Origin of the sequence: Salegentibacter maritimus, from assembly GCF_016236975.1 — a bacterium.
GTDB lineage: Bacteria > Bacteroidota > Bacteroidia > Flavobacteriales > Flavobacteriaceae > Salegentibacter > Salegentibacter maritimus.
Map to the genome: position 1 here is coordinate 1 of NZ_JAEHNY010000024.1, position 1,715 is coordinate 1,715.

The following is a 1,715-nucleotide window of genomic DNA, read 5'->3' on the forward strand; positions in this document are numbered from 1 at the left end:
TGCCTTAAAAGGCGTTGCTCTAGAAAGGAGGTGTTCCAGCCGCACCTTCCGGTACGGCTACCTTGTTACGACTTAGCCCCAGTTACCAGTTTTACCCTAGGCGGCTCCTTGCGGTGACCGACTTCAGGTACCCCCGGCTTCCATGGCTTGACGGGCGGTGTGTACAAGGCCCGGGAACGTATTCACCGCATCATGGCTGATATGCGATTACTAGCGATTCCAGCTTCACGCAGTCGAGTTGCAGACTGCGATCCGAACTGTGATAGGGTTTGTAGATTCGCTCCTTCTCGCGAAGTGGCTGCTCTCTGTCCCTACCATTGTAGCACGTGTGTGGCCCAGGACGTAAGGGCCGTGATGATTTGACGTCATCCCCACCTTCCTCACGGTTTGCACCGGCAGTCTGGCTAGAGTTCCCGACATTACTCGCTGGCAACTAACCACAGGGGTTGCGCTCGTTATAGGACTTAACCTGACACCTCACGGCACGAGCTGACGACAACCATGCAGCACCTTGTAATCTGTCCGAAGAAAAAACTGTTTCCAGTCCTGTCAGACTACATTTAAGCCCTGGTAAGGTTCCTCGCGTATCATCGAATTAAACCACATGCTCCACCGCTTGTGCGGGCCCCCGTCAATTCCTTTGAGTTTCATTCTTGCGAACGTACTCCCCAGGTGGGTTACTTATCACTTTCGCTTAACCACTCAACCCTTAATCGGGCCGAACAGCTAGTAACCATCGTTTACGGCGTAGACTACCAGGGTATCTAATCCTGTTCGCTACCTACGCTTTCGTCCATCAGCGTCAGTGTATTATTAGTGATCTGCCTTCGCAATCGGTATTCTGAGTAATATCTATGCATTTCACCGCTACACTACTCATTCTAACCACTTCATAATAACTCAAGACAATCAGTATCAATGGCAGTTCTCCCGTTGAGCGGAAGACTTTCACCACTGACTTAATTGCCCGCCTACGGACCCTTTAAACCCAATGATTCCGGATAACGCTCGGATCCTCCGTATTACCGCGGCTGCTGGCACGGAGTTAGCCGATCCTTATTCGCAGAGTACCGTCAAACTCCCACACGTGGGAGTGGTTCTTCCTCTGTAAAAGCAGTTTACAACCCATAGGGCAGTCTTCCTGCACGCGGCATGGCTGGATCAGGCTCTCGCCCATTGTCCAATATTCCTCACTGCTGCCTCCCGTAGGAGTCTGGTCCGTGTCTCAGTACCAGTGTGGGGGATCTCCCTCTCAGGACCCCTACCTATCGCTGCCTTGGTAAGCCGTTACCTTACCAACTAACTAATAGGACGCATACCCATCTAATAGCCATAAATGTTTAATGATGATCTCAGGAGAGACCTCCATACTATGGGACATTAATCCAAGTTTCCCTGGGCTATTCCCCGCTAAAAGGTAGGTTGTATACGCGTTACTCACCCGTGCGCCGGTCGTCATCAGAAAAGCAAGCTTTCCTATGTTACCCCTCGACTTGCATGTGTTAGGCCTGCCGCTAGCGTTCATCCTGAGCCAGGATCAAACTCTTCATCGTTGTTTCTTAATTATAATTACAACAATCAAAATCTGTACTCAAAGACGACTTATCTAGTCTTAATTCTAAAATTATTTGTATCGTTTTTCTTGCGAAAAACGTACGCGCTGTCAATTCAATAAATCAATGAACTTCTTCTCAGTAAACAGTATTTAGTAGATA

The 1,715-nt window shown here is 49.2% G+C and carries 1 rRNA gene; it reads right to left on the minus strand.

From position 1 onward, the window contains the following. Nucleotides 1-23: 23 nt before the first annotated feature. Nucleotides 24-1,553: ribosomal RNA gene (locus I6U50_RS15720) — 16S ribosomal RNA — on the minus strand. Between the last annotated feature and the right edge of the window lie 162 nt (nt 1,554-1,715).